General features: G+C 34.9%; 23 protein-coding genes and 3 pseudogenes. 9 read left to right on the top strand and 17 right to left on the bottom strand.

The features are described from left to right. Nucleotides 1–46: 46 nt before the first annotated feature. Nucleotides 47–964, bottom strand: coding sequence for an Rpn family recombination-promoting nuclease/putative transposase (locus tag ONG78_RS03780; RefSeq protein WP_264377699.1), 918 nt, complete (start codon nucleotides 962–964; stop codon nucleotides 47–49). A gap of 557 nt (nucleotides 965–1,521) precedes the next feature. After that, nucleotides 1,522–2,544: an IS110 family RNA-guided transposase gene (locus tag ONG78_RS03785; protein ID WP_264377700.1), complete on the bottom strand. Its 1,023-nt coding sequence runs from the start codon at nucleotides 2,542–2,544 to the stop codon at nucleotides 1,522–1,524. 324 nt (nucleotides 2,545–2,868) lie between these two features. On the opposite strand from ONG78_RS03785, the gene rnhA reads away from it, so the two are divergent. The 7 genes and pseudogenes from rnhA to wmk (ONG78_RS03820) all read left to right on the top strand — a co-directional run bounded on the left by rnhA (nucleotide 2,869) and on the right by wmk (ONG78_RS03820) (nucleotide 10,468). After that, entirely contained in the window at nucleotides 2,869–3,405 is a 537-nt protein-coding gene (rnhA, locus tag ONG78_RS03790; RefSeq protein ID WP_264377701.1) for a ribonuclease HI, read from the top strand. After that, nucleotides 3,396–5,249 (top strand): annotated as a pseudogene (gene mutL / locus ONG78_RS03795) (DNA mismatch repair endonuclease MutL). The gene rnhA and the pseudogene mutL overlap by 10 nt, the downstream one beginning before the upstream one ends. A 68-nt stretch (nucleotides 5,250–5,317) precedes the next feature. After that, entirely contained in the window at nucleotides 5,318–6,256 is a 939-nt protein-coding gene (gene wmk / locus ONG78_RS03800; RefSeq protein ID WP_264377702.1) for a WO male-killing family protein Wmk, read from the top strand. 170 nt (nucleotides 6,257–6,426) lie between these two features. Next, entirely contained in the window at nucleotides 6,427–7,101 is a 675-nt protein-coding gene (locus tag ONG78_RS03805) for a JAB domain-containing protein (protein WP_264377703.1), read from the top strand. A 169-nt stretch (nucleotides 7,102–7,270) separates the two neighbouring features. Further along, nucleotides 7,271–8,446: a hypothetical protein gene (locus tag ONG78_RS03810; protein ID WP_264377704.1), complete on the top strand. Its 1,176-nt coding sequence runs from the start codon at nucleotides 7,271–7,273 to the stop codon at nucleotides 8,444–8,446. Nucleotides 8,447–8,535: 89 nt separating this feature from the next. Next, complete coding sequence (gene wmk / locus ONG78_RS03815; protein WP_264377705.1) at nucleotides 8,536–9,444, top strand: WO male-killing family protein Wmk; 909 nt, start codon at nucleotides 8,536–8,538, stop codon at nucleotides 9,442–9,444. 46 nt (nucleotides 9,445–9,490) lie between these two features. After that, complete coding sequence (gene wmk, locus ONG78_RS03820; RefSeq protein WP_264377706.1) at nucleotides 9,491–10,468, top strand: WO male-killing family protein Wmk; 978 nt, start codon at nucleotides 9,491–9,493, stop codon at nucleotides 10,466–10,468. A 95-nt stretch (nucleotides 10,469–10,563) separates the two neighbouring features. Here wmk (ONG78_RS03820) and ONG78_RS03825 read toward each other — a convergent pair whose 3' ends face one another. The 15 genes and pseudogenes from ONG78_RS03825 to ltrA all read right to left on the bottom strand — a co-directional run bounded on the left by ONG78_RS03825 (nucleotide 10,564) and on the right by ltrA (nucleotide 22,882). Continuing rightward, nucleotides 10,564–11,478 carry a patatin-like phospholipase family protein gene (locus ONG78_RS03825; RefSeq protein WP_264377707.1) on the bottom strand — a complete coding sequence of 305 codons (915 nt, stop codon included), beginning with the start codon at nucleotides 11,476–11,478 and terminating at the stop codon, nucleotides 10,564–10,566. 8 nt (nucleotides 11,479–11,486) lie between these two features. Beyond that, nucleotides 11,487–11,702, bottom strand: a complete 216-nt coding sequence (locus ONG78_RS03830; RefSeq protein WP_006015629.1) for a hypothetical protein — start codon at nucleotides 11,700–11,702, stop codon at nucleotides 11,487–11,489. Between the two features lie 67 nt (nucleotides 11,703–11,769). Further along, nucleotides 11,770–12,315, bottom strand: a complete 546-nt coding sequence (locus tag ONG78_RS03835) for an ankyrin repeat domain-containing protein (RefSeq protein ID WP_214303457.1) — start codon at nucleotides 12,313–12,315, stop codon at nucleotides 11,770–11,772. A gap of 58 nt (nucleotides 12,316–12,373) precedes the next feature. Continuing rightward, nucleotides 12,374–13,339, bottom strand: coding sequence for a phage late control D family protein (locus tag ONG78_RS03840; protein WP_226079683.1), 966 nt, complete (start codon nucleotides 13,337–13,339; stop codon nucleotides 12,374–12,376). Then, complete coding sequence (locus ONG78_RS03845) at nucleotides 13,336–13,545, bottom strand: tail protein X (protein WP_405197565.1); 210 nt, start codon at nucleotides 13,543–13,545, stop codon at nucleotides 13,336–13,338. Before ONG78_RS03845 ends, ONG78_RS03840 begins: the two co-directional genes overlap by 4 nt. Further along, nucleotides 13,542–13,889, bottom strand: a complete 348-nt coding sequence (locus ONG78_RS03850; RefSeq protein ID WP_226079687.1) for a phage tail protein — start codon at nucleotides 13,887–13,889, stop codon at nucleotides 13,542–13,544. Before ONG78_RS03850 ends, ONG78_RS03845 begins: the two co-directional genes overlap by 4 nt. Then, nucleotides 13,889–16,179: pseudogene (locus ONG78_RS08120) on the bottom strand (phage tail tape measure protein). Before ONG78_RS08120 ends, ONG78_RS03850 begins: the two are co-directional and overlap by 1 nt. Nucleotides 16,180–16,288: 109 nt before the next feature. Further along, nucleotides 16,289–16,546 (bottom strand): phage tail assembly protein, encoded by a 258-nt coding sequence (locus ONG78_RS03860; RefSeq protein WP_264376465.1) that lies wholly within the window; start codon nucleotides 16,544–16,546, stop codon nucleotides 16,289–16,291. Nucleotides 16,547–16,592: 46 nt separating this feature from the next. Beyond that, a complete protein-coding gene (locus tag ONG78_RS03865) occupies nucleotides 16,593–17,099 on the bottom strand; it encodes a phage major tail tube protein (protein WP_208571690.1) in 507 nt (168 codons plus the stop codon). Nucleotides 17,100–17,114: 15 nt separating this feature from the next. Then, nucleotides 17,115–18,293 carry a phage tail sheath subtilisin-like domain-containing protein gene (locus ONG78_RS03870; RefSeq protein WP_264377708.1) on the bottom strand — a complete coding sequence of 393 codons (1,179 nt, stop codon included), beginning with the start codon at nucleotides 18,291–18,293 and terminating at the stop codon, nucleotides 17,115–17,117. Next, nucleotides 18,286–18,837 (bottom strand): hypothetical protein, encoded by a 552-nt coding sequence (locus tag ONG78_RS03875; RefSeq protein WP_017532577.1) that lies wholly within the window; start codon nucleotides 18,835–18,837, stop codon nucleotides 18,286–18,288. The genes ONG78_RS03870 and ONG78_RS03875 overlap by 8 nt, the downstream gene beginning before the upstream one ends. 10 nt (nucleotides 18,838–18,847) lie before the next feature. Beyond that, entirely contained in the window at nucleotides 18,848–20,281 is a 1,434-nt protein-coding gene (locus tag ONG78_RS03880) for a hypothetical protein (RefSeq protein ID WP_264377709.1), read from the bottom strand. Then, the gene (locus tag ONG78_RS03885) at nucleotides 20,278–20,472 is read right to left on the bottom strand and encodes a hypothetical protein (protein ID WP_264376462.1); all 195 of its coding nucleotides are present in this window, start codon (nucleotides 20,470–20,472) and stop codon (nucleotides 20,278–20,280) included. The genes ONG78_RS03880 and ONG78_RS03885 overlap by 4 nt, the downstream gene beginning before the upstream one ends. Further along, nucleotides 20,472–21,464, bottom strand: a complete 993-nt coding sequence (locus tag ONG78_RS03890) for a hypothetical protein (RefSeq protein WP_264377710.1) — start codon at nucleotides 21,462–21,464, stop codon at nucleotides 20,472–20,474. The genes ONG78_RS03885 and ONG78_RS03890 overlap by 1 nt, the downstream gene beginning before the upstream one ends. An 8-nt stretch (nucleotides 21,465–21,472) precedes the next feature. Then, complete coding sequence (ltrA, locus tag ONG78_RS03895) at nucleotides 21,473–22,882, bottom strand: group II intron reverse transcriptase/maturase (RefSeq protein WP_264377711.1); 1,410 nt, start codon at nucleotides 22,880–22,882, stop codon at nucleotides 21,473–21,475. 510 nt (nucleotides 22,883–23,392) lie between these two features. Between ltrA and ONG78_RS03900 the strand changes: the two are divergent. Both ONG78_RS03900 and ONG78_RS03905 read left to right on the top strand, forming a co-directional pair. Beyond that, nucleotides 23,393–24,379 (top strand): annotated as a pseudogene (locus ONG78_RS03900) (DNA-methyltransferase); the annotation flags it as partial. A gap of 29 nt (nucleotides 24,380–24,408) precedes the next feature. Further along, the gene (locus ONG78_RS03905) at nucleotides 24,409–24,891 is read left to right on the top strand and encodes a hypothetical protein (RefSeq protein ID WP_264377712.1); all 483 of its coding nucleotides are present in this window, start codon (nucleotides 24,409–24,411) and stop codon (nucleotides 24,889–24,891) included. Nucleotides 24,892–24,896 lie beyond the last annotated feature (5 nt).

The following is a 24,896-nucleotide window of genomic DNA, read 5'->3' on the forward strand; positions in this document are numbered from 1 at the left end:
CTGAGGAAAGATTTTCATAAATGTTGAAGTAAATAAGTTGTAGTATTTATGTTTTTTCCCTGAGTTGTAAAATTTCAGAATGAGAGAGACCGGTAATTTGAGCTATAACATCTATAGGGACACCGGCCTTGAGTGAATTTTTTGCAACTTCAATTTTACCTTCAATTTTACCTTTTTGATGGCCGATTTGGATGCCTTCTTGTCTACCTTCTTGTCTACCTTCATGTTTAGCATCATCGAGTTTTTGAGCAAGGACAGCCTGTTCATCACGAATACGCTTGATCTCTTGTTCATAGGCTATAAATTCTTTTTCTGACCAGTTGAACCTATTTAGTTCTTCATAAGCTCTTTTAATTATTAGATCACTTCCTATTATTCTCTCTAGCTCTTCTTCACTAGTTTCGTCTGCATATCTGAAAAAGTATACCCATTTTTCAACTATACTTGAAAGCTGATCTTCTTTGGTTTTTGGAAATTTAGGCAACTCAATAAATATAAAGTAAAAATCTTTTAGATCATGTTCATTAGTATCTTCATCGCGAATAGTGTGCTTTGATTTGTACTCAGACTTATCAGGAAATAAAATACAATCTGCTATAGCAATAAAGATAATTTCCTTAAGGTCATGATATTGATCACCCTTACTAGCCTGTCTTGAATAAGCTTTAGCAGCATAGTATTGGGCACGTTTTTCAAAGCCTTTGGTTTTAGCGACCTGCATTTCGACTATCACTTGCAGCCCATTTTCATCTCTACAAAGAACATCGACAATGCTTTGTTTTTTAGAGGCAATATCAGGGTCTTGAATAGTACTTAAAAACTCTATATCCTTTATTGCACTTTTGCCGGTGAAGCCAAGAATATCATTAAGAAAGTGAATAAGGATATCTTTATTTTTTTCAGTGCCAAAGATGCGCTTGAACGATATATCATTTTTTGGATCGAGAAACTTAGAAAGAGCCATGAGAAAGTAAGATAAAAAGCATTAATAATTATACACAATTGTGAAGAAATATTCAACGTTTTTGTGCTAAAGTCTATTAAAGTTAGCTAAATTTCAAGAGTTGGCAAAAAATTACCTTCATAGATGACCATAGGATGCTACCACGCACCTTAATGTTTATTTTATCATCTTTTACAACTCCCTCTATAAACCCCAGCAAATGAATTCATGAGCTATAAAGAGCTTTAAAAACAATTATTTTGGGTATGGGTATGAGAGACTAACCTCCTAATAAAAATACGAGCCTAAAAGCTCAATTACGATTTACCTAACATCGTGAGATACCGTCTCGTCAGTCAACAAAAAAATTATAAAAATTGAACCTTAAGCTGTATTGTAAAATCACAAAATACTGCCAACTGTTTAGTGGTATAAAGATTATTATAGTTAATGTATATGTTGATAAGTAAATTAGTTTTATATATAAGACAGCAGGAATTTACTTATCAACATATACATTAACCAACTACATTAAACGAATTTATATAAAATACTATTTTATATTAGATGGTAGCATCTTAAATTACTAAAACTTCAGTCAACCTCCTAGCCCTGTAGTTTTTAATATGGTCAGGATTAAAAGCACTTTTGGATCTCAGGATACCAAAAATAGTATGGAGTAGTTTACGCATTGCAGCACCAACGATGGCCATATTATGCTTACCCTTTTCCTTTAATCTTTGGCAAAAGCTCATAATGATAGGATTGTGATTCTTAGCTACTATAGCAGGAAAGAAAAGTGCCTTACATAATGTTCGCGAACCAACTTTACTTAATCTGGGCTTGGCATGTACAGATGAACCTGACGTTATGTTTCGTGGTATAACTCCTGCATATGCTGCCAATTGCCTGGCATCTCTAAAAGCCTTTATGTCAGGAACTTCAGCTAAAATAGCTATTGCTGATTCCTCTCCTATTCCTGGAATAGTTAATAAAAGTTGAAAATTTTCCAACAATTCTTTGTGCTGTTTTAGTAGTTCACGTACAGAGTTTTTTATTGTTTCTATTTTTTGTTCTATGTTCATTGCAAGGTCTTCCCAAGCATTTGCAACTTCTTTTGGCAGTCTCTCTTTTTTTTCTAAGTGGTTATTTACTAATGTCAATTCATCTTTTAACGCAGCCGAGCAGCGATAAAGATGTTTTAGTTTTTTCAATTCAGAAGAAGGCGGTGTCCAGCGAGAAGGTTCCTGTCTTTGGCAATAATCAGCAATAATTTCTGCATCAGTCTGATCATTCTTTTGTCGTACAAGCTTACTCCTCGCATAAGATTTAATACAATAAGGATTTATAACACTAACAAAATGCCCAGTATTGTGCAGAAATTCAGCCAAAGCTCCGCTATAACAACCAGTAGCTTCCATACAAGCTTTCACTTGTTCTACGTTATGTTTTTGTAGAAAGCTCAGTAGACCTTGAAACCCATTATCATCGTTCTTAAAGCTCCTTTTCCTAGCTTCACGTTTTCCTTTTTTGCTTATGAATGAAAGAAAGACATCAAAACGTTCTTTTGAAATGTCTATGCCTAAAAAATTGTTGATCATATATAACCCCGTACGTTACTATTAAAATGAAAAGTAAGGCTTACCTTGTGAATACAGAATTAGAACCACTTAGGTTTTTCTATGATACCGTCCAGCCTATACTTTTGAGGAGGAAGCTCTTATCTCACGAGCAGATTCTTAATCTTGGACAGGTTTCAGAGTTCTTCCTCCTCCATCTAATATTTAAGCTTAAAACATTAGATGCTTTTTTCAAGATACAAGGACAGGTTTGTCAATCTCTCACACCTTACATTTTAAAATATTCAAAAAATAATATCAACATATTTCGGTAGCAAATTTACGTTGAATCTATATCCTGTAAGTATGGGCGAAAAAAAGAAGGTTACAATATATACAGATGGAGCATGTTCCGGAAATCCAGGTCCTGGTGGATGGGCAGCTGTGATGATGTATGAAAATAAAAGTGTCTTTATCAAAAAACGTATCTCTGGAGGTGAAGAAAACACAACGAACAATAAGATGGAGTTAAAGGCTGTGATTAACGGGCTAAAGATGTTGAAAGTTTCTTGCAAAGTTGTTTTACACACTGATAGTCAGTATATTAAACAAGGTATAACAGAGTGGATCAATAAGTGGAGAACAAATGGTTGGAAGACAGCCAATAAAAAATCAGTAAAAAACGTTGAGTTATGGAAGGAATTGGATGAAATTGTCTTGCAGCATGATATTAACTGGAAGTGGGTTAAGGCTCATAGTGGTAATACCTATAATGAAGAGGCAGATAGACTTGCTAGAAAGGAATCTAAAAAGCTAAAATATAGAGATTGTGAGGTCAAGAAATCACCAAAAAATAGAGGGAACTCTAAGTTTCATAGATTGGGTGGAGTATTATGGCAATAATTCTTTTAGATACAAAAACAATAAATCGTATAGCAGCGGGAGAGGTAATAGAGAGGCCAGCAAGTGTAGTAAAGGAATTAGTAGAAAATGCAATAGATGCTGGAAGTTCAGAGATAGAGATCAAAATAGAAAGTGGTGGGCGTAATCTTATAACTGTAACAGACGATGGAAATGGAATAGAAAAGGAAGATTTGGAACTTGCGTTTATGCGCCACGCTACTTCAAAATTAAGCGATAGTGAGTTAATAGAGATCAGACATCTTGGCTTTAGAGGAGAGGCTCTGCCTTCAATTGCAGCAGTAAGCAGAATGAAATTATCATCCAAGGCAAGTGGAGCAAAGGAAGCATGGTCTATAAGATATGAGGGAGGAGAAAAAATAAGAGAGATTACCCCTTGTTCTTTGTTGCAAGGTACATACATTGAAATTCGTGACTTATTTTTTGCGACACCAAATAGACTAAAATTTTTAAAAACCGAAAGAGCAGAAACACAAAGTATTGTTGATATTGTGAATAACTTAGCGATGATTAATTATAGTATTGGGTTTACTCTCACTTCCGGCAATAAAAAGCTCTTAAAATATGTTAAGCAAACTTCATTATTTAACAGATTATGTGAAACAGAAGAAGAATTTCAGAGCAATTCGTTGGAAGTTAAAGAGGAAGAAGAAGGCATCAAACTTAAGGGACACATCTGTAAACCTAATGTCAATCGTGGTAACTCAACTCAGATTTATACGTTTGTTAATGGAAGGCCAATAAAAGACAATCTACTTGTTGGTGCAATTAGATATGCGTATCACGATTTTATTCCAAACAATAGGTACCCTTTTGCAGTGTTGCATTTAGAAGTACCATATGACCAAGTAGATGTAAATGTGCATCCAAATAAATCGGAAGTAAGATTTCAAAATAAAAGGTTAATATATGAAATAGTGAGAAGAGGGCTAATAAAAGCGTTGTCAATGAGAATAGGTACCTCTTCAGTGAGTGATATTGATGGATCTAGGTGTCAAGGTATTGGAGAAGAACTGGGTGGTTCGCCTTTTGATGTTAGTGAAAGTCAAAGGAATAATGAGCGTGTTAATAATGGAAAAAGCAGAGAAGTAAAGGGTCAAAAAGAATTTTACGAAAGGAGGCCAAGTCTTTTAGAAAATCGTCTAATGAAAGAATTCAATGCACCAGATGAAAGAAGGCAAAGCTTACCAGAAACGTTTAAATATGGAGAATCTCCACCCCAAAAGGGAACGATGGTTTTAGAAAGGAAGCAAATTGATTTAATAGAGGATTATCCTCTGGGATATGCACGCTGTCAGGTCTACAATACTTACATTATTGCTGAGGCTAAAGGCAAATTAATTATAGTAGACCAGCACGCAGCTCATGAGAGGTTGATCTATGAGTGCTTAAAACAAAAATCAAGCATAAAAAGGCAAAAGCTTCTTCTTCCTGAAACAGTTAAAATCAAAAACCAAGCTGGAATGGGGATGATTGAAACTTATAAAGATGAGCTTTTTGAAATGGGTTTTGGTATTGAAATATAATCAGAAGATAAAGTAAGGGTAAAAGAAATACCTGCAATCTTGGGAACAATAGATATAAAAGAGATGCTAGTTGATATAGTAGATAAGTTAATGGAAATAGAAGATACGCTACCAATAGAGGATAAGGTGAATAAAATATCAGCCACAATCGCTTGCCATGGAGCAGGAAGAAAAATGAAATTGGAAGAGATGAATGAGATACTAAGACAAATTGAGAAAACTCCATATTCTGATCACGGAGGACCAACGTATATAGAAATGAAACTAAGTGATATAGAAAAATTGTTTGAAAGGAGATGAGTTCAGTTTGTCAAAAAGGTTCCCAATTAAGTATACATAACAGCTCTTCTGGTTATGGAGTATAAAATTTGAAAAAAGAGAATAATTACTCTAATTTTTTATATTATAAAGTAGTAGGACAGAAAGTAAGAAGTTGTAGGATAGCAAAGGGGTATACTCAAAAAGATTTAGCAAAAAAAATCGATACAACATATCAGGTAATACTGCAATATGAAAAAGGAACGCGCAGAATTTCAATTAAGAAGTTATATGAATTAGCAGAAGCATTATCAACAACTGCTAGAGATCTAGCTTGCATACAAGAAGTATCAAATGAAAAAAGGTATGAGGAAGAGGAGGTACTAAATCTAGTAAGAAGACATAAAGAGATTAAGGATCAAGAATTACGTGAAACGTTTTATTTATTAACTAAATTCATCCGTATTAGTGAGGAAGAAAGTGGAAAGGCGGTAAAAATAGAAGTAGCAAAGGGTTTGGTTAAGGAAGGAGTTTCTGCTCATGTTATCTCTCAAACGACCAGTTTATCTATTGATGAATATGATAATGATGAAAAAAAAATTTCTATTCCGTATAAAGTAGGTCGAAGAATAAAAGAATGGAGGTTGAGAAGAGGATACACACAAGAAGATTTAGCAAGTAAAGTGGGCATAATAAATCAAAGAATATATGAATATGAACAAGGACGATCTGCTGTTTCACTTGAAATGTTAGATGAAATAGCAAAGGTACTATTAATTAATATTACAGATCTGCTTCCAGAAACAAGAGAAAATGAGAATAGTGAAGTGGAACTATCAAGGTTAATAAAAGAATACAAAAAGATTAAAAGCCAAGAATTACGTCATGTACTAATAAAATCTCTGTTTGAAAGCATACAAGTTTGCAAAGAGAAAGTGGAGAGAGTAGAAAGGATGAAAATTGCAAAGAATTTAGTTAAGGAAGGAATTTCTATCAATATTATTTTAAAAACAGTAGGTATCTCTTTAGACGAAATTCAACAAATTTAAAATAAAAAAATCAGTATCTATTAACATTTTTACTTTTTGATGAAAAAATAAGTAAAAAAGATTGAAAAATTGATTTGACTTCACTCAAAAGCTATGGCTTTATGCCAATGCTGATAAAAAACAGCAGTAAATAATTAAAAATATTTTGTTATTAGTGAAGGGTAATTTTTATGAATAATAAGGAAAACAGTAAAGATCGTAGAGAAGAAATAGAATTCAGAGCATTAGAAAGCAACGGTAAAGCACTACTTGATCGTGAAGTAATAGAAACGTTTCTAAGTGCAGTGCATGACAGGGAAGAAGCTCGAATTATTGCTAGAAAGCTAATAGATAATTTTGGAATAGGAGGAGTTTTAGGCCAGGAAATAGATGACTTGAAAACTATAGAAGGGATAACCGACTCTACAGTAGCAGTAATTTTATGTCTAAAGGAAGCTGCAAAGAGAGTACCAAGAGAGGAGTTAAAGAAAGGACCTGTAATGGATAACTTGGAAACCATAGTAAAATATTTAAGGGTGAGTATTGGTTATTCAGAGGAGGAAAAGATGAAAATAATATATTTTGATCAAAAGTGCCGTTTAAAGGGGGAAGAAGTGTTTACTGGTACAGTAGATAAGGTACCTTTTTACATAAGAGAAGTAACAAGAAAGGCATTAATAAGAAAAGCGACGTCAATAATAATATCGCATAACCACCCAGAAGGAAGGTTAAAGCCATCTGATGAGGATGAAGCTGTAACTAAAGACTTGGCTAAAGCTTGTCAGACTATAGGGATTAGGTTAATGGATCACATTATCATCACAAGTATTGGGTATTTTAGCTTTAAAGAGCAAGGACTGTTATAAAGCAGATGTTTGAAGATTTTCATGAGTTGTTTAACTACTTGAATGAAAAAGTATTTGCAAGTGCATTAATCATTGCTTATAATTAATGAGAAAGTATATATTGAATTAATAATAAAGTAATAAAGTCGGTTGTAGACTTAGTAAAGTATATTTAATAGCGGAGGCTAATATGGTTAATAAAATAATTGTACCTTTTGATGATCAAGAAGGAGGTGTTTACGAATTAAATGTTGATCTTGATAGATTATCAAAGGGTGAAATATCAAATGCGATTATAGGAATTGGTCGTACTAACACCTTTGTAGGCAAAATTAATAAGGCTAAAAAACCTGGAGAAGTGCCCTCCTCTAATAGAGACGTTCAAATCAACTATGGAAAAGGGCTTGATTATATATATGGTACAAAACCTTTAAACGATCAAGCAGAATATTTAAATCCATTTACTTCAGCTTTGAAAAAAATAAAGCCAAGTGCAAGCGAAAGTGAAAAGTTAAGCTGGTTTAAGAGTTCTGTAGTAGAGGCAAAAAGCGTAAATGAATTGCATAAAGCCATAGACCAAGTATTAGCATCTGGAGGAAGGCTAAATGCATGTAATGATGGGGAGTGGAGCTTTGCTGAGTATGTAATATTGGGTACACATTTTCATAAATTTGATAAGGCTGATCGTAAAAAGCTAATACGTAAACTAATGCTAAACGGTGCAGAGTTTCATGATACTTTATTGGAGAATAAATTGATAGGTGAAATCTATAATGAGCTACAGCCAGAAGTTCAGCCACAGATAGATGAGAGACTAGAAGAACTAGAGAAAGCTGGCGAAAGTGCTCTTCAAGAAGGAGAATTAATAGATATCGAGATAGACAATGCAACATTATATATAGAATTTTCTGAGGACAGTAAAGTAGAGGTTGCCAAAATACTGAGAGATTTAGGAAGTAATATTTTAAAAATTGGCAATGATGCAGTTGAGGTTAAAAGTGAGAAGGGAGGTATAAGAAACTATATCGATATGTCAGATGAAAGCTCTATTATATTAGAATTTCCTACAAGCATTGGTCAGCTAAATATTATATTGTACCACGATGTAAAAAAATATGATCAAGTACAAGTGAGAGTAGAAAACAAAGAAATGTGGGCTGAGTTACAAAAAAGAGGCGAAGAAATAGGAAAAAACTGCCTTTTTGGAGGAGTGAAACTTCAAGAAGCAGTAGAGAAAGGTAATTTCACTAGATGTGGCATATGGAGTGAAAAGTATGCTATAAAAGAGGTTAGCAATAATGAAGTATTGTCTCCGTGGGTAAATAGAATACGTAAAGGTAGTAAAGAAACCTTTAGAGAACTTTAATCCGTCTACAGCCAACTTTAAGGTTCCAGAGGTTTTTTCTTGCCGTTATATCTGAGCTATAGTAGAAAATATTATATATGGTTCTTTGTATGGAAAAAAGTCTAGACTATGAAGTAGGGCAAAAAGTGAAAAGTTGGAGGTTAGAGAGAGGGTATACTCAGAAGGATTTAGCGGAGAAGGTTGGTGTAAAGTACTGGGCAATACTGCAATATGAAAAAGGGAGTCGTAAAATTCCAATTAAGAAATTATATGCTATAGCAGAAGCGTTATCAGTAAATGTTAAAGGTCTAGTTTGTGGGGAGATGCTACCAAATGAAAAAAGATATTTTGAAGATGAAGAAATATTAAATTTAGTAAAGGGGTATAAGGATAAAGAATTAAGCGAGGTATTTTATTTATTAACCAAATTTATTCGTTTGAGTGAGGAAAGAAGCAGAAAAGCGGTAAAAATGGAAGTAGCAAGGGGTTTGATGAAAGTAGGAGTTTCTGCTCATGTTATCTCTCGAACAACTAACTTATCTATTGGTGAGTATGAGGAGAACAAAATTCCCATTCCATACAAAGTAGGGCAAAGGATAAAGGAGTGGAGATTGATACGAGGATATACTCAAAAAGATTTAGCGAATAAAGTTGGCATAACAAATCAAGGAATATACGAGTATGAACAAGGGAGAGCTGCTGTCTCACTTGAAATGTTAGATGAAATAGCAAAGGTATTATCAATCAGTATCATAGATCTACTTCCCGAATCAGATGAGGATAGTGAAGCGGAAGAAAAGCTATCAAACTTGATAGAAGAATACAAAAAGATTGAGAGTCGGGAATTACGCGATATGCTAATCAAGTCTTTATTTGAAGGTATACATGTTTGTAGAGAAAAGGTCAGAGAGGAAAAGAAGATTGAAGTTGCAAGGAATTTAGTGAAAGAGGGAATTTCTGTTGATATTATCTTGCAAACGACAGGCTTATCAAATTATATGATTGAGAAATTTTTGTGATTTCATAAAAACTTAGCCAATAGTGGATTTTTTTGTGATAGAATATATGTTTGCTTCTGTAGGAAAAACAGCTTTTAGAGGATTTATCTATGATAATTCAGAGCATATTGGCTCAGCAAGCTACGAGCTGGGGAAAAAAATAGAAGGTTGTAGGATAGTACAAGGGTATACTCAGGCAAAATTAGCAAGCAAAATTGGTTTAACACATAAGGAAATACATAACTTTGAACTAGGGTGCAAGGCTATTACAATCAAAGAATCGTATATAATAGCAGGAGCATTGTCAGTTAATGTTATAGATCTACTTCCAGAACCAACAGTACTAAGAGAAAACAGTTGGTATGAAGATGAGGATAAAGAAATAGTCTATCTAACAAAAATACATAGAGAAATTAAGGATCAGGAATTACGCAAGAAGCTGTATCCATTAGTAAGGTTTGTATATATTAGCGAGAAAATTAGCCAAGAAGAAGCGAAAATAGAAGTAGCAAAGAATCTAGTGAAAGAAGGAGTTTCAGTTGATATTATTTCCCAAGTGACTCGCTTATCTACTTATGAATATGATGATATAGAGAAAGAAATTTGTACTGATTCTATACTCTACAAAGTGGGGAAAAGGATAAAAGAGCAGAGATTAATACGGGAATACACTCAGGAGGACTTGGCAAATAAAATAGGTTCAACACCTAAAGAAATACACGACTATGAACGAGGATATACAGACATTCCAATTGAAATATTATATAAGATAGCAAAGACATTATCAGTTAACATTAAAGCTCTTGGACTAACAGAATATGAAAATGAGCCAGTTTTTGGGTTTATAGGTAAATGCGAAAAAATTGAGGATCAAGAATTACTGGATACGGTAGCCAGATCTTTATCTGAAGGAATGCAAACTGGTAAAGAAAAGGTTAAAAAAGCAGAGAAAATCAAGATTGCAAAAGATCTAGTTAAGGAAGGTGTTGCTATTGATATTATTGTGCGAGCAAGTGGCCTAACTGCTGATGAGTGTGAAAATTGAATGTGTTTAAGATATAAGTAAAGTTAGTTAATGATTTAACCAGCAGAATTTGCTAACCAACTTTTTTGGCTCAGTTGAATTTTGCTTGGTATAAATTAAGATATGAAATCGCAAAGTTTATCTATTAATTTCTGATTGTCCTCTATCATTGCCTTTGCCTCTTGTTGAAGAGATTTGATATTTTTTGATGTAATGTTATCCATGTCAGCCGACGCTAGCTTCAATTGCGATTGTATTCTTACGTATCTATTGCCTATTACTTGATTCATCTGATAATTTACGCAGTCCAATCCAGAGGCAAACATCACATTTAACAAAGGTTTTATCCAGCCTATTTTTCCAAATCTCTTTGAATTGGCATACTCTATGCTTCTATCTGTTCTTCCAGTACCTATCGATAACAGTAGAATATCATCATTTGGAAATAACCTCTTACCACTTGCATATGCACAAGCCGCTGGATTATTAGCAAAAACCCCTCCATCCACTAATACTCTATCTATCTGGTCAATTTTTAGATGTTTTGGTATGAAATAAGTAGGTGCAGCCGTTGCAGCTCTAAGTGCATCTTTCAGCTTAATATTACCTTCTTTCCAGTTTTTAAAGAAAAATGGACGATTATTGTGAATATCATAACTTGTTATCAGTACCTTACTTAATGTGTTTTTTAGAATATCCTCTCCAAAATATTTATCCAGTACAAATTCAATATTTTTATGTGGGTATTGTGTGCAATTAAACCAAGATAATATTGATCGCCTAAAGAATGAAGACTTAAAAATATATGGTCCATATTCCCGATAGAACTCGACTAAATCATTAGCAGAATATTGAGGTTTATCTTTTTTACATAATCCAGCAATAACAATTCCACCAGTTGAGGTTCCTGCCATTAAGTGAAAGATTTCAGCTACCCTCTTTCTTGTTCTTTTTTCTATTTCTGCTAGAATAATGGCTGGTATTATGCCCCTTATGCCTCCGCCGTCAACTGAAAGGATGTATTTTGCCACTGTGAAATTTATTTGTGTTTTTGCTCAAGCTCATTAACTTCTTCAATGAGGTTTTTTACCCGCTCCTCAAGGCGATAAACTGTTTCCATTAGTTCGTGATTTCGTTCTATAAATTGATCATGAATTTGTACTTTTAAATCAAGCTTAGCGAGCCACCAAATTGTTGCTATGGTCTGTATTACTATCGTTACTATTACTGTGATTGGGATTTTTTGCTTTTTCATGTGAAGATATTAACTTGTTATGGATAGTTTTAGAAGTTTATATACAGATTATAGAAAACTTACAGCTTTAGTGATTTCTTTCTATTGATTTGTATCGATCCTCTGCTTCTGCAAGTAGCTTTATTATTTCTCTGTAAGGTTTATCTTTGTTGTGCCTTGATGCCATTACAGCTATTCTTCTAGGGCTTTTTCCATTGCTATCCTTTATGTTAGGATTCGCTCCTTTTTCTAATAGAAACTCAACGATTTCTAAATAGCCTTGATCTGCAGCAGAATGTAGCGCTGTCCATTTAAATTTATTAGTAGCATTAATATCAATACCATCTTCTACTAAAAACCTTACGATTTCTAAACATCCTTCTCCTGCAACATAACGTAATGATTTTTCACCAATACTTATATTATCTTTTATCAAGGATTTCACAGTTTCTAAGTCACAGTTCTTAGCTGCGATTTCTAATGTGGCGCTGTAACTCTCATCTCCTTTTTTAAACAAGGAAAAATATATAACCACAATACACACCGTTAGCACTATAAGAAAAATTAATCCATCAAATTCTCCTTGACGTATAATTGAATTTTTATGAAAAAGCCTTCTTACATTTCTGCTCATGTAGTACTGCAATAATTATACCCATCTAGAATTAAATAATCATTTGCTTAAGTTTCACTTAAACAGCTTTGCTCACTGTTGCCTCTACTATAGTTTGATATCCCCTATTATTGAGAATATGTTCTGCCTTGCTAATTATCCATTCACCTTCAATTTCCTGACAAAATCCTGAAAGACTGATCTTAGCTTCTGCAAATAATTCTGGATTACCAGGAACAGTTACATTTAAATTTGATGTACTACGTTTTAATTGTCTTAACTTAGCTGCTGCTGCACTAATTGCTGATTCTGCAGTAGAGTAAAGCGTTTGCAGAGTATAACTTGGACCCTCATTTCCCACTTCCTCTTCTATAGTTTCTCCCTTTTCATAACTGTGCCATTTTGCAATAACAGATCCATATTTGTTACGCACATTAAAATTTACCTCCCAATTTATAACATCTTTAGGTGTAAGTACTGTTGTGCCTAACATCTTTCCAGTTGCTGATCTTGCTTCTCCCTTTGGAATAAAAATTATATATCCTCCTGCTGGTTTTACTAGTGCATCATATTTTTTCCCTAATCCTTCCAAAAAACTCATGTCGCTTTCTTCTGCTTGGATGATATGTGGTACAAATATATTTTCAAATCTTTCAGCGACTTTACTTTCATACCCATGCTTTTGTGCTATTTCTTTAATTAAATCTCCTAAGGTAATGTCCTTCCATTCCTTTGATTTTCTTTCCTTTAATGATCCTCTTAAACTTGCAGCATCACATTTTATTCTTAAAGTTTGTGGTGGACTTTGTATTGTAATTTGATTTGCCTTATATACTCCCATAGGTAGTAAACCTGTTTCTTTATATCCGAGAAAAATTTGTAAATTACCCTTAAGTTCTAAAGCGCTAGAGCTATAACTAATATATATCTCGGCTTCGTCACTTGTAGTACCGGATCCATCAGTTACACGTAGTGATATTAAACTCTTTTTTAAAACCTCTGTTACTGGGTTATTTTTTGCTACTATATCAAAATCTGGTGTCATTCATCTAAAATATTTATAACAGATTCTTTCAATATTCTCTGAATTTTAGGAAGCTTAATTTTTAATCCAGCGGGCAAAAAACTTCCATGTTCTACAAGTCCTGGATTTTCAAGCAATACTTCCTCCACTGCTCCACTACTGTATCCATAATGTTTCCAGCAAATTTCATCTAACATTTCGTTTTCTTTAGTGTAATAATAAATCACTTGCTGTAACTTTTTAACTTCAAAATAAACTCAACTTTTCTTGGTTTTCCATCAGGAAAAAATAATATCTGTTTTTCTTCTACATTAGTAGTGACAAAATTTCCAAGCACATTTCCTGAATTATCAACTAGAACGTGTGGTTCTTGAGTATCACGTATATTTTTTAGCTGTTCTAAGCCATTACTCTGATAATGTGGATAAATCACTCCTGTCAAATCAATACATTCAATTCCTGAGCCAATGTTTTGTAGCGACGTTTTTTCAATACATTCAATTGTATACCACCTTTCTTCTTTAATGTATCTTAGGCTTGTTAGTTCAAGCTTACATTTCCCAAGCAACATTAATGCAACTCTTCAACTATATCAAAAAGTGCTCCACGTGCTTGTTCTCTAAACCTTTCTATTACTGCATCAGCAACACTGCGCACATCTTCAGACTTAATGTTGATATTAAACGTTTGATAGAATGCTTGGTTATATACTTTCGATTCCCTATTTTCATATCTACTTTTCTTGAATGCTTTCTCAACTTCTTCTTGTTCTATAGCTCTTTTTTCTTCTATAACACTTTTAATTTTAAAATTCTCAAAATTGCTTTTGCTATTTTCTGAAAATTGTTTAATAGCACTATTATTTGTCAATGAGGTTCCGTTACTGAAAATGCTATTTTTAGAAAGCTCATTAACAACATTTCCATTATTTTCAAATTTTCTAATCGGACTATTCTCAGCAAATATACTACTTACTGTATTTCCCATCCATGAAAAAGCTTCTCCTATAGGTTTAATGAGTGATTTCCAAAAGCTAGAGAAAAAGTCTTTCACTTTTTGCCAGTTAGTGATAACAAGAGCTGCACCAGTGACAAGACTTGCTACTAAAAGTCCAATCGGGTTACTCATTACAGCAAACGTTATTGCTCTTAGTCCTGTTATTACTGCAGGAAAAACTGTAGCTGATAAAAATGAAAATACTCCAAGTAGGTTTGCTTTCAGACCAAAAATCGTACTTCCTAGCAATGTAAATCCGTATCCTAGTCCTACTGCTGCAATTTTTAAACTTATCAAAGCTGCTAAAGTACTCATGATTGCCGTAGTTAAAGTTGGATGTTTTTCTGCAAAAGAAGCTATACGCTCTGTTATTGTTTTCAAACTTCCAGCTACATAATTTAAAGTAGGTAACATTACTGACCCTAGATTCATGCCAGCTTCAAATACTGCATTTTTAAGTAATTGTAATTTATTAGCTGTAGTATTTGCCCGATTGTTAAATTCGTCCTGCATTGAAGCGTTATATTTTTCTTTATCAGCTAAATGTTCAATAGCTTTCTTGTAAATGTCTAAGCTTCCTACTAAAAGAGCAATGTCATCTTGAAACCCAGCACCAAATAGATTCATAAGAATACCGGCACGCTCTTGATCATCTATTTCTTTTAAAGTTTCAAGAAATTGCAATATTGCCTCTTGAGGATTTTTTTAATGGTTTGTTCAAGCTCTTCTATACTTGTTCCCATCTCATCTAATGCATCATGAAATTCAGGACTTTGCTCTCTTGCAGTCTGTAGTTTACTAAGAAAGTTATTTATAGCAGTTGCTGCTTTTTCAGGTTGTTTACCTAAGCTTATGAACGCACTTGCTAAGCTACTTGCTTGATCAATTTCTAAACCAAACTGTTTAGCATTACCACCAATTCTATTCAGTGTAAGAACCATTTCCTTAGCTTTGGCAGCAGTATTATCTGAAAGATGGTTTATTATGTTACCTACATTTTCCATACCATCAACTTTAATTCCATAGACATTGGATATTTTCGCAATAGCATTACCAGCTTCTTCTGAAGACATGTCAAACGCTGTGGTCATTTTAGCAACTACTGTTGTAAACTTCATAAGATCATCTTTGTCAATACCAAGTTGACCACCACTTGCAGCTATTTGTGCTAATTCTGCAGCTGACAAGGGTATTTCACGAGATAATTTCTTTAATTCTTTAGCAAACTTTGATGCTTCATCTTTAGTATCATTTTGCACAAATTTTACTACTTTTTTTACATCAGCCATAGCACTTTCAAAATCAATCGCAACCTTGATCGGAGCTGCAAGCGAAAGACCTAGTCCAATAGTCTCTATAATTTGTGACTTAAAATGTGCTTTGCTTGCTAAAAAACTTTGGTGATTACGTATTGCAGACCCAAGCTTACCATACTTACCTTTTAGCGCTTCAACAGATGAGCCAAGTTTATATTGATTACTTACTAATGACTTAATATTTCTTCCACTTTTTCTTACTTCTTCATTAAATGAATGCAAAGCATCTCTCTTTTTCAAATATGCTTCTTTTGCTTTTGTTGCAGAAAACTTAGCTTTATCAAACTCAGCTTTTAAAGTTTTGCTTGGTTTCTCTATTGCTTTCATTTGTTTAGCTAAAGATTTTACCTGATCTTCAAAGCCCTTCCACGACCTCCTGCTAGTCAAAACATCACTACCCAACTGCTTAAACTTTGATACTGATTTTAAAGATGAATCAAGCTTTCTTATATTCTCACCAAGATAAGTAAGTTGATTACTACTGCCCTTTATTACAGTATTAAAACTGCCATCAAGTACCGCACCTATTTTTATCGATAATACTGACATTTGAACTTCCTAGCTAATTTGCTCCATAAAATAAACTCACTAATCTCCATATCAAGAATGTGCTCAACTCCACCACCTATGATAGAGCCAAGTACTAGTATTTCTAATCTCAAGTTTTTTGGATAATCGGTGAAAAAAAATCCTTTAATACCTCTTGCACTTTCACATAATCAGCAATATCCAACTCTTCAATTGCTTCTTTTGCAACTGATGTCAGGTTGGCAGTCAAAGTTACTTCCTTACTTAGATCACTACCATTAAGTCTCTCAATAGCTAGATAATCTCTAACTTTTGGACGTCTAATGGTAAGCTCTGAGATAGAAATACCATCAACTGTTATTGGATTATCAAGTTTTACTGTTGTCATACTTTCTCCTAAAAAATAAAATTCTAAAATCTTTTTAAAACTAAACCTAAATACCTAAAACCGTTTGCAGCAAGGCCATTTGATCAACACCGTTAATCTTACGGATCATGTTCTCAGCATCGATTTCTATTAATTCATTACCACCGATAGTAAGTTTATAGTAATGGGCAGCTACAGTACACTTCAGCGTTGCTTTTTCAGCAGGTTTCCAGCTACCAAAATCAAATTCTTTGAATATGCCCCTTAAATTGATTATTACTCCTTCAATATCATTGCTACCACTTCCTTGCATTCCTCCACGGAGCGTTAAAGATACTGAATTTCCATCTATCAAGCCAAAAAGTCTAAATAGTTCTGAATCATACTCAGCGAAAGTAAAGTCTGCTTCAAGCTTTTCCATGCCCATGTCAATATTTATTGGGATATCCATACCACCAGCACGATATTCTTCGGTTTTTATGGTGAGCTTTGGTAACGTTATCTCATCAATTTTTCCTGCATAACCCCGACCATCTACGAATACATTAAAATTCTTTAAAATCTTCGGTAACATCTCTTTCTCCCATTTTTATAATATTGTACCACTCACAAGATGTGACCTGAAAGTAATCTGTTCTGCTGGATATGGTGGTGTAAATTCGAAATCAAAATATACTTTCCCGCTTGCAATATTTGCCGGTGTATTGAGTTCAGGTGTTGCATAACATTTTCCGCTAATAATAGCTCCTTGTGCTTTTAAATTGGCCAAATAAGAATTCACCCCCTCAATTACATCATCTATATAAGTTTTGGTAATATTTCGATCAACTGCCCAGAGATGAGCTCGAAGTAAACTATCATTGATTAAATCTGCAGTCCTTCTCACTGATAAAAAAGCCCATTTTGAGTCATTTGAACATGTTCTATTGCCCCAAAGTTTGTAGCCGTTTTGATGAATTATCGTTGTTACTTCATTTTCATTCAAGTGGTTTGCTCTACAACTTGTATCACCGAGCGTAAAATCAATAGGCCTGCTTGTTCCAACAATACCATTTATCTCTTTGTTTGAAGGTGAATGCCAAAATCCTTGCTCACTATCTACTTTCGCTATTAAACCAGCTACAAATGGGCTTGCTGGCAAAATTTCTTCTTTTCCTTCAATAAATACCTTAACCCAAGGATCAACTACGTAAACTCTTGAGCTGCCTACACTTTTTCTCCATTTTATTACTTCTTCATCATTGGTATTTGGACCATCTGCTACTATTATGCTTCTTAGCTTTTCTGCTACTCCTATCAAAGCTGCTACTACTGGGTTTTTAGATTCAGGCAATTGATGAGTAAATTGAGGCGCAATTAATATTCTTGGAGCAACATGAACTATACTTTCACTGTTGAGGAATGCCTCTATCCCTTGATACTCTCCAGTCTCTTTATCAACACCGCCAATTATATTCTTCAGCGTCTCTTCTTCTTTTAATTTTGGATCGCTGTTTTCACTCTCTTCAACTCTAATTACTATAACTGTTGCACCAATCTGGGAAAATATTCCATTTACTGCAGAAGGTAAACTTCCACTCTTTCCGAGCTTTACTGCTTCCTTTAAGCTTCCTGCAACTAACACTGGTTTATTTAGCGGAAATTTTTGCTCATCTGCTTCAGGTGCAGTACCAATTACACCTATCACTGATGATTTAGCTGTACGTACTGCTTTGGCCCCTGAGGTTACCTCAATAACATTTACTCCGTGCAAAAATTCTTCAGCCATTTCTTTGCATCTTTTGTTTAAAATCGTTTAGTAAGTTCTCTACACTTTTGGCTTCTGCAATTTTCTTCTTGGTAATGTCTTCCAACTCTTCACATTTCATTATTTCTTTTACTGCTTTTTTTACTTTTTCTTCAATGATTCTTGCCATTTCAGTAACTGTAATACCACGTACTTTTGCTAATGGCTCTATAATTTCTGCATCTTTTTCGTCTATAGATTCTGGTGCTGCTAGAATGTTTTCTGCGGCTTTTGCTTGTATTTCGTACGACTTAAGCTTCTGATGAGAATATCCTGCGTATTGGTGAGTATAGTTATTATAATAAGTACGGAGACTAGAAAGTGCAGAAAGTTTTGCATTTTCCAATAATTCCAGCTCAATATCTTCCTTATTCCTTTCAACAATTTTCTCCCCTTCTGTTAGACAATAGCTTTTTTGCCAATCAAAATCTTCTGGTGCTTCATACCAATCATTTCCAGTTGGCTTGTTTTCAAGTGTTGTTGTTTCAATCTGCTTGTGGTTTTCAAAACGTATATAAATAGTCATAAATTCCTCCTCATTGCCATATTTGATTAGTTCGTTCTAATCCTGGACATTGCCAAGCTTTTAGCGTTCTCTCCACATCTACTTCAAGTCCTGTAGTTAGAACATTGCTACGTATGTTATAAATCCCCCACTGAATAAATTGACCATAGTTATGTACATAATTTGATGCAAGCATACCTTGACTAACTTGTGTCCTGGAATACAGGTAAGATGATGTGTAAAGTAATATTGCAACTGTTTTTCCTGCTGGAATCTCCACATTACCAGATCCAGCTAACTTGCTATCAGAACTCGTGTATTGGTAAACATTTTTCCATATTATTCTTGAAATACTTGATTTATTAGAATTGGTATTATCTGGTGTTCCCACAAATAATCCTGCTCCCCCATACTCCGTACTCGAATACGATGATCCAACAAATTCTATTGTCTTATTTATGTTCACATTGGTTGTATTTTTTACAAATACTACTCCAAGTGCAGCATACGGATAATAGTATATCTCATCATAACTACCAGAAAAACTTTTTGTGCATAACTCTCCGTAAATAAATGTTCCTTTACTTCCCTCTATAAAACTGAGTTGTCTTGGCCGATAAAAACTAACGTAATCTGTATTGTACGTATGGCTACCTGCTAGTAGTTGTAACATATAGTCAGTTTTTGTTATATCACTACTCCACTTTCCAAGCTCTGTCGTAAAAGTTCCGTGGCCAAAATAATTATTTTTTCTGCCAAGTACACCAAATAAGAAAGGTAATGACCCTGGTTCAACCATGTTGCGCTTTCTTATTTCATTTATAAGAGACACTTTTAACTGTTCATCCCGAGTTTTTACCTCATTTATCAGGGATGTTTTTAATTGGTTATCACGAGTTTCTATTTCCCCAATAATTGATGAGCCAGATGGTACATTATTAACAGCACGAAAATCTTCTACTAAACCTTTAAGACCATCTTTATGACTATTACTAATGCTATTTATTGCTGCAATATTGGCATTCTTTCTCGTATCAAGTAGCGATAAATTTGTTGTTCCTTTTTCATCAATTCTCTTTAATAACTGCTTCTCTGATTCAGAGATCACTGCTAAAGAACTAGCTTTTTTATTATCCAGATCAGTTAAGTGTTTTTTTGCACTATCAAGAAGCTCTTTTAGCTTACCATCAGTCATCTGTACAATTTCAGAAACTGCACTTTTGTCGACTATTGATTCCAATGCTTTAGCAAGATATGCTAATTGATCTGGTGTACTGTTTGCTGCTAAATCCTTAAGCCTCTTTTGTAGTGCATCAATTATTCCTTTTACTTCAGTCATCTGCACAACGTTGGAAATAGCTTTTTTATCTGCTATCAATTCCAGCGATTTTGCAAGATATGCCAGTTGATCAGGTGTGCTACTTGCTGCTAAATCCTTTATCCTTTGGTATATTACTTCTTTCATTTCCAAAAATTTAAAAAAGTCTCAAAATTAAACCGCTCAAAATTACTCTTAAGTTGATTATGCTCATCTTCTCTTTCGGTAATATCTTCATCTATTTTTTCTATAGCTCTTCGAATACGTACCACATCTTGAACTGCAATATTTTCTGGATGAGGCAGTGGATATCCTCGTTTGGTTTGGTCAACAGTCATTATGTGACAATCACTCTGAGATTTTTTACCTTAGGGCGATAAACAACTGTTCCACTTAAAACTAATTTTACCCTAGTCTCATTGCCATTAAAATTTGATAGTACATGAGTTCTCTCCACCCAATTTTCCCCAATTGGTTTTCCTGATGTTAAATTTACTAATTGCCAATCCACATTTTTTTGCACATATGCTTTTACATCTGCAGTGCCAGGTATTAGCGCATCATACGTTATGGTAATTTTAGTGTTAGCTCCTGCTGTAATACTTCTTGTAACATAATCTCCAGACTCTGAAAGATTACCTAGAACTAGCTGTAACCCAGGATATAGCACTGGACTTTTTTCTTTTGACCCTTTTAAATTTGCCTTTACTGTTAACTCTCCAGATAGTCTTTCACGCAGCGCGAGCGGCAAGTTATCAGATAGAAAATTTTCTTTTCCTTCTTCATCTGTCAGAATAAATTCTACATTGGTATCAAATGCTACTTTTTCGACGTTCGTCAAAACAATTAAATCTGATACGTTATTTGCAGTAACTTTACCAAGATCAATAACGTGAGAATTTTCAGTGAACTTCGTTGCTAAAAGCCTAAAAGTTAGATCTAAATTTTGATGTGGTGTCCAAGTACTTGCGTTGCTAGATGAAAGTAATACTCCTACTTGATATGGCTGACTTGTTACCCAACGGCTATTTACTGCATCATATTTGCCAAGCTCTGCTATTTTTACTGCAGTATCTGCATCATCAGTGAGTAGAACTATTGCATACTCTTGTCCTGCATGGCAAAACACTGGTAACCAAGTAATACGTGTTGCTATGCCATCTATCTTTATATCTTTTGGCTCAATATAGCTTTCAGCAATGACAGTTTGTGAGGGCATTCCCACTGCTGTTTCTCTAATCTGCACAGCAACACGTTTTTTGCCTCTATTTAGTAGGGTCGAGAACTGGCGCGCCTCTTTAGGGTTTGGTGGCTGATCCATTATTTTCATGTTGGTCCTCAATCCAAAATTCCCATGTTTACGTTTCCAATTCCCGCCTCATCAAACGCAGCATGCGGATTTCCCGCACTACGCTTTCCTAGTAGATTCTTACCAAAGTTTATAACATATTGTGCTGGTAAGGCTTTCGGAACGTAATATCTTATTCTATAGTCCGAATATAGACCAAGGGTCTCATATATACATTCGCTACTCCACCTTTTCCAACCAAATCCTTTTGCTTTTCTGGCTTGCATCATATTGCGTCTTGTTTTCTTCTCTACCCACTGTTTAACGTAGCTGAAGCTTCGACTTGAGTTTCCTATTCTAAAGTAGTTTACCCACCCTCTCAATATCGGATTGATGATCTGAATCACTCTCCGTATTGGTTGCGATTTATAGTTACTGAATACCTTCTTCAACTTTTGAAGTAGGCTTGTTCGTGTTTTCATCTGTGGTGTTATCTGTACTCTCCACTTTCCTTGTTTTGTAATTTTCTTTCGAAAGTCAAATCCTAGAAAGCCGAATGTTTCTCCTCTCTTTAGATTGGCAATTTTTGTCTTTTCTTCATTTACACTTACTTCTAGTTTTGCTAATTCTTCTTGTAACCTTTTGTACACTAATTTCTCGAGCCATTCCCATCTCTGGTGCCCATCTATCAGTATCACTAAATCGTCTGCCCATCTGGCGTATTCTATACGTTGATATTTTTCTTCCCTGGTCACCTCTTTTGCTCTCTCTAGCATTTTGTCTACCTCATTGAGGTATATATTGCTCAACAACGGTGAGATCGGCGACCCTTGCGCTATTCCTCGTTTTCCTCCTACCTTAAGGATTAGCTTGATCAAGTGCATGATTTCTTTATCATTTATTCTCTTGGCAATTTTCTCCATGAGAATATGATGTCGTACGTTATCAAAATAGGATTTCAGGTCTACATCAATACATTTTGTATTGCCTTTGATTGCTGCTTTCGCTACTCTGCTTACTGCTTCATGCGCTTTTCTCTTGGGTCTATATCCATATGATCCGTCCTGAAAGTCAGATTCATATATCGGTTCAATTATTAGCTTTAGTGCACTTTGCACTATTCTATCCCGGATGCAGGGTATGTTCAACGTTCTGAGTTTTCCCCCAACTTTTGGTATTTCCTTTCTCCGGTTCCTATTTGGGCTATAGGTTTTGGTTATTAGTTCATGTCTTATTTGCTGAAGATACTTTTCTAAGCCTTCTGCCTCTATCGATTTGAATGTTACCCCATCAATTCCTGGTGCCCCATTGCTTTTCTTTGTTAGCTTATATGCTTCTTCTAGTGTCTCCATCTTGCAGACGTGTACATAGATTCCCCAGAATCGCCATTCCGGTTCTGCTTTCGCTTTGATATATATCTTTCTTCTCAGGTCTTGTAATTTTATTGGCATTTTTGTCATTTTTACCTTTACCTTCCTTTTGTTAAAAGATCTCTACTAGTAGGGTGCCTTTGCTCCATGGGCGTTACCCCACTTCTTCGCTACTACACACCCATCCGCCACCCTTTCATCTTCGGTTCATTTCCTGTTTTCCAGTTATAGAACCTACCACTCCAAGGTTTTTCTCCTTGGGATGAGGAGGGTTTCTCCAGTTGCTTGATATGTCCTTATTACCATGCTGCCACTACCACCCCGCTAAAGTAGGTATGCTGTATCATTCGTGTTTCAGCCTCCTATATTGCTTTCGCCCTGGTTCAGTGGGCTCGGCCTTTAGTACTTAGATCTTTTCGGGGCCACCTATGTGTTCGTTTTCGCTGCGGCCTAGTAATTCGCCATTATCCTACGATAACGTTGTCGGTAGGCTTCAACATTTTGGTTTCCCTCCACATTGCTACCCTAGCTACAGGACTCCGACTTTTATCCTGGTGGGTCTGACTCCCACTGAACATCTTCACCTTCTCTGGACACACTGAACCACAAACCAAAGCTTTTCGATTACTGGCAAATCAATCAGCTAATTGGGCAAAGTGGGATGATGATCTTTTAAAGGTAGAAATTCAAGAGCTAGAAGATTTGCAGTTTGACCTTAAAATGACAGGATTTGAATTAGAAAAAGTTCAACATTTCCTTGATGATTTAGATAGTGAAAAAGAAGATCTTTCTGACTTAGTTGTTGATGACAAAAAAGTAGAAATAACAAAACCAGCTGATCTATGGATTTTAGGTGATCATCGAATCTATTGTGGTGATAGCTCTGTAGTGGAATCATATAAAGCGCTGTTAGATGATAAAATGGCAGATATTACTGTGTGTGATCCTCCATATAATGTTGATTATGGTAGCAGTCAGGAGAGAGAAGATAAAAAAATATTAAATGATAATCAAGGTGAAAAGTACGAACTTTTTCTCTACGACATCTGTTCCAATATTTTAGCATATACGAAAGGTGCAATTTACATCTGCATATCATCATCAGAGTTTTCAACGTTGCAAAAAGTATTTGAAGAAGCAGGTGGTCGTTGGTCAACATTTATCATTTGGGCAAAGAATCATTTTACACTAGGCAGATCAGATTATCAAAGACAATACGAAGCAATGCTCTACGGTTGGAAAAATGGCAATAAACGTGAGTGGCATGGAGGAAGAAATCAAAGTGATCTGTGGTTTTATGATAAGCCAACGCACAATACACTACACCCAACGATGAAGCCAGTAGAGCTAATGGAGAGAGCAATAGTAAACAGCAGCAGATCAGGAGACATAGTTCTTGATCCATTTAGCGGCTCTGGAAGTACACTGATTGCATGTGAGAGAACAGGAAGAATTTGTAGGACAATAGAGTTAGATTCAAAATTTGTAGATGTAACCATAAAACGTTGGCAAATATATACCGGAAGAGATGCCCTTTTAGCCAGTACTGGTAAAACTTTTGCAGAAATTCAAGAAGAAAATTCGTAAAAAGGAGCAATAAAGAGAGGAGGAAAAGAGTGGAAAAAATCACACAAACAGAGTGGGCGAGAGAACAAGGATTTTCAAAGCAATACGTCTGTTATTTAGTAAAGAAAGGAATAGTTGAGCTGGAGAATGGACTCATTGACCGAGAACAAGCAAATAGGGCTATAGAAACAATCAGAGATCCAAGTCAACCGCTGAGAAGAAAAAACTATTCAGAAAACGGAGAAAAGCTTTCCACAATGTTGCTAAAAACGCGAATAAAAAATGAGATGGAACGTGGTAAATTGCTTGAGGCAAAAGCTAAGGCTGAAATAGGAGAACTTGTAGCAGTAGAGGAAGTAAAGCGCGATGCATTTAACGTAGCAAGAGTTGTCCGTAATAATTTGCTTAATATTCCAAATAGAGTTTCAGCACTGCTTGCATCACTGAGCGACACTGAAAAGATTCATATTGCGCTAACCGAAGAGATTACAAACTCATTACAAGAATTATCTAATACTAAATTTCAAATATAAAAAAG

The sequence above is a fragment of the Wolbachia endosymbiont (group B) of Philonthus cognatus genome (genome assembly GCF_947179345.1).
Classification (GTDB): domain Bacteria; phylum Pseudomonadota; class Alphaproteobacteria; order Rickettsiales; family Anaplasmataceae; genus Wolbachia.